Consider the following 3,632-nt stretch of genomic DNA (forward strand, 5'->3'; position numbering starts at 1 on the left):
TCTCCGCCCGTCGCCTCGGCAACGGCCTCGGCGAGGACCTGCGTGTTGCCCTTCTCCACGTAGCCCACCTGATAGTTCTCGTCGGCTCGCGAGAAGTACGCGATCAGGACCTTCCCGTCTGCGGCGGACGCGGCATTCGCTCCCGCAAAAAATCCGAACGCTGCCAGCGAGAGCAGCACCACACCCAACGCACTCATCACTCTCATCTTTTCTCCCCATCCTTTGATTCGCTCAATTCGTTTTCGGCAAGCCACGCTGCCACGTCGGCTGGCATGGCGCTGCCTCCGCTGTAGTGAATGGACAGCGGCTTCCCGATCATCGCGTTCGGGGCGAGTTTGCCTATCGCCGTGACGCTCTGTCCAAGGCGCCCGCCTCCGTGACTGCAAAACGGGATGATCCTGCGGCCCGCAAAATCGTAGCTGTCGAGGAAGGACGCTACCGGCGCAGGAATCGACGCCCACCAGTTCGGATAGCCGAGGAGGATCACGTCGTACTGCTCGAAATTCTCGACCTTCCCCTTCAACTCCGGCCTCGCGTCCTCGCGCTGGTCGCGCTGCGCCTCGTTCAGCACCGTGTTGTAGTCGCTCGAATACTCGTGCACCGGCTCGATCTCGAACAGGTCGCCGCCCGACTGCTTGCGGACCTCGCCGGCGATGCCGCGCGTCGTTCCTCCCCACGAGAAGAACGCGACAAGGATCTTCGCCTCCTTCTTCTCCCCCTTCCCCGACGCAGTTCTCTCGACCTTCGACGTCAGCAACCCGGTCATGGGCACGACGTTCCTCGCCAGACGCACGCCTACCGACGCGCTGGACCGGCCGGGGGGCAGGGAGGCACGGTAGGCGCAGCGCAGATGCTTGGCGAAGTCGTTCCATCCGCCGCCGCGGTTCACCTTGCGAATTCGAGAGGAGGACTCCTCCGGGCCCGCCGGGTCCTTCATCCCGCCCGAACCGTAGTCGCCGTAGGTGTCCCAGCACCACTCGCCGACGTTGCCGTGCACGTCGTACAGCCCCAGCGCGTTTGGCGCGAAGCTGCCGACCGGCGTCGTCCTCCGCCGGTACTGACCGGGCTTCACGTCGAGTTTTTCCTGAGTGAAGTAGTTCTGCTCGATGTTGTAAGGATAATGACCGTAAAAGTTGGCCTCGTCCGGCCCGATGGAGGGCTTGCCGGAGAACGGCGTCGCGCTCCCTGCGCGGCACGCATACTCCCACTCAGCCTCGGTCGGCAACCGCCACCCGTCGGAGGCCCTGTTCCAGGTCACGGCGTCGCTGGCGATCTCATAGGCTGGAGCCAGCCCGTCGGCCATGCTCTTCGCGTTGCAGAACGCCACCGCATCGAGCCACGTCACGTTCTCCACCGGCAGGTTCGGCCCCTTGGACGCGCTGGGGTTGCCGTTCATCACGGCCTCCCACTCGGCCTGGGTGACCTCGCGCGCGGCGATGTAAAAATCCGAGAGCCCGACGCTATGCGCAATCTCGTCGCCGCTTCGCCACGGCTCGTCATTGGGGCTCCCCATCGTGAACGAACCGCCCTTGACCAAGACCGTGCCGTCCTTTTCCGCCGCAAGCGCCGCGCAGGGCAGAAACGCCGCGGCAAAGGCCAGCAGCCCCAAAAACTTCACCATCCCGTCCCCTCCTTCCGCTCCCCAACCATGCTCACATGAGCTCGGCTACAGCCCCTCGACCCAGGCTTTGAGCGACGAGGCCGGCTCGCGGTTCCCGAACCTCCTGCCCGACAGCCAGACCGCATCGGGCGCGGACGGCTTGAGCTCATCGAGCGTGTGCCCCATGCCGGAGCCGCCGGACGTCGCAAAGACGGCGATCTTCTTGCCGGAGAGGTCACAGCCTTCGAGGAACGTGTTGACGATCCTCGGCGCAACGTACCACCAGATCGGAAAGCCGATCAGCACCGCATCGTACCCCGACACGTCGGGCAGAGGCCCTGCGATGGCGGGGCGGGACTTGGGCCTTTCATCTCGACCGTGCTGCGGCTCCCCGGATTGTTCCAGTCCAGGTCGGCCGACGTGTACGGCGTTTCCGGCCTGATCTCGTAAAGGTCTGCGCCGATCGCCTCCGCGAGGTTCTTCGCAAGCCCTGCCGTCGTCCCCGTCGCCGAGAAGCAGGCAACCAAAATTTTCCCATTCATGACAAAACCGCCTCCTTTTCAAACGATGGCAGTAGTCTATAACCTTGAGCAAGCTCAAAGTCAAGGTGAGAAAGGATGAAAGTCCAAGGCCGACGGGGGACAGGGCGAACCCGTGAGTTATGATGAAATTCGAGCTCTGGACATCTATGCCAATATCGGCTATCCTCTTGCTGGATCGTCAAGCCAAATGCGACAGACCAATTGATCGTGCATGATCGTTGATATAATGAGGCAGAGGAGGGAGATTCCATGCCGAGGACGGAAACCGTCAACTTGCAGGTACGTGTTCCTGCACAGCTTAAGAGGGATGCGGACATGCTGTTTCGGAGCATGGGGCTGGAAACCGGGGACGCTGTGCGCGTTTTTTTGACTCAGGCGGTCGGACATCGTGCCATGCCCTTCGAGATGGCCGAGCCCAAGGACATTAACGGTTTTACGCGGGCCCAAGCTGAGAGGCTGCTCCGGGCAAAAGCCCAACTGGACGCGGGCAAAGGCGTCCAGCATGAGCTCGTGCAGGACTGACCGTGATCAAGGTATGGTCTGACGGCGGCTGGGAGGATTATCTTTATTGGCAGGACCAGGACAGGCGGACGCTTAGAAAGATTAATCGTCTGATACAAAGCATCGAGCGTGACGGCGTTTTATCGGGCGAGGGGAAACCGGAACCCCTCAAAGGGGACCTCCAGGGGTGCTTCAGCCGCCGTATCAACGAAAAGCATCGCCTAGTCTATCGCGTTTCCGAGGAAAACCTCGAAATTTTAGGCTGTCGGGAACACTATGGTGAACACTGACGCACTTGCCACGTGTATCCACGCCTGAGCTTGCCGTCGGTTTGGCTCCAGGTTCACACACGCTTTCGGATTCCCTATTTTCCCGCGTGTTTTTGTAAGCCCTGAAGGCGTCTTCGGCGATCGCGTAGGCCGGAGCAAGTCCCAGGCTGCCGGGCCAACCGCCGCGGACGATCAAGTCGATGAGTTTCTGAAGGTCCACCTCGCCAGTCGCCACAGGCGTCAGTTCGCCATCACACAGTTTTTTCAGGGAAACCTCGCCGCTGGAATCGCCCGACTCGTAGAGGGACATGGGGCGCATCCGCAGCCTGGCGATCCGTCCCGCACCACTGTGGAGGATGCCCTTATGGTTCGGCGTTGCGGAACCGGTCAGGATAAAGCGTCCCTTCTCAGGGGTCGCGTCGACCTTATGGCGAACGGCATCCCAAAGGGACGGCACCTCCTGCCATTCGTCGATCAGACGGGGCGGCTCGCCCTCCAGCACCAACGCGGGAGAGACCTCCACCAGCTTCCTGTTCTGGAAATTGCCCGCCGGATCGCCAATATAGACGGCACTCTTGCAATGATAAGAAGATGTCCAGGTCTTTCCGCACCACTTCGGCCCCTCAATGCAGACGGCGCCGAAAACGGAGAGATATTCCTCAACCTTGCCGTCGATAATGCGGGGTCTGTAACCGGGATGTTTCATGCGCGATCCCTCCA

At 61.5% G+C, this 3,632-nt stretch carries 5 protein-coding genes and 1 pseudogene; 2 read left to right on the forward strand and 4 right to left on the reverse strand.

What is annotated here, in order from left to right; translation table 11 throughout:
• The 3 genes and pseudogenes from ACO41U_RS10020 to ACO41U_RS10030 form a co-directional block, all read right to left on the reverse strand.
• A partial coding sequence (locus tag ACO41U_RS10020; RefSeq protein WP_485943648.1) for a hypothetical protein occupies positions 1-206 on the reverse strand: 206 nt, incomplete at its 3' end.
• The gene (locus ACO41U_RS10025) at positions 203-1,621 is read right to left on the reverse strand and encodes a flavodoxin (protein ID WP_485943650.1); all 1,419 of its coding nucleotides are present in this window, start codon (positions 1,619-1,621) and stop codon (positions 203-205) included. The genes ACO41U_RS10020 and ACO41U_RS10025, both read right to left, overlap by 4 nt.
• A gap of 45 nt (positions 1,622-1,666) precedes the next feature.
• Positions 1,667-2,142 (reverse strand): annotated as a pseudogene (locus ACO41U_RS10030) (flavodoxin).
• A 249-nt stretch (positions 2,143-2,391) separates the two neighbouring features.
• Here ACO41U_RS10030 and ACO41U_RS10035 point away from each other — a divergent pair.
• Together ACO41U_RS10035 and ACO41U_RS10040 are read left to right on the forward strand one after the other, a co-directional pair.
• Positions 2,392-2,664: a type II toxin-antitoxin system RelB/DinJ family antitoxin gene (locus tag ACO41U_RS10035; RefSeq protein ID WP_485943652.1), complete on the forward strand. Its 273-nt coding sequence runs from the start codon at positions 2,392-2,394 to the stop codon at positions 2,662-2,664.
• Between the two features lie 2 nt (positions 2,665-2,666).
• Positions 2,667-2,933 (forward strand): Txe/YoeB family addiction module toxin, encoded by a 267-nt coding sequence (locus ACO41U_RS10040; RefSeq protein ID WP_485943654.1) that lies wholly within the window; start codon positions 2,667-2,669, stop codon positions 2,931-2,933.
• On the opposite strand, the gene ACO41U_RS10045 is transcribed toward ACO41U_RS10040, so the two are convergent.
• On the reverse strand, positions 2,848-3,632 hold a 785-nt coding region (locus ACO41U_RS10045; protein ID WP_485943656.1), incomplete at its 5' end, for an ATP-binding protein. The two genes, ACO41U_RS10040 and ACO41U_RS10045, sit on opposite strands and share 86 nt — an antisense overlap.

It is taken from the genome of Fretibacterium sp. (assembly GCF_057312375.1).

What these genes read in the sequence shown, in the direction of transcription:
- ACO41U_RS10025 (WP_485943650.1), bottom strand. Translation starts at nt 1,621, where the DNA reads ATGGTGAAGTTTTTGGGGCTGCTGGCCTTTGCCGCGGCGTTTCTGCCC.
- ACO41U_RS10035 (WP_485943652.1), top strand. Translation starts at nt 2,392, where the DNA reads ATGCCGAGGACGGAAACCGTCAACTTGCAGGTACGTGTTCCTGCACAG.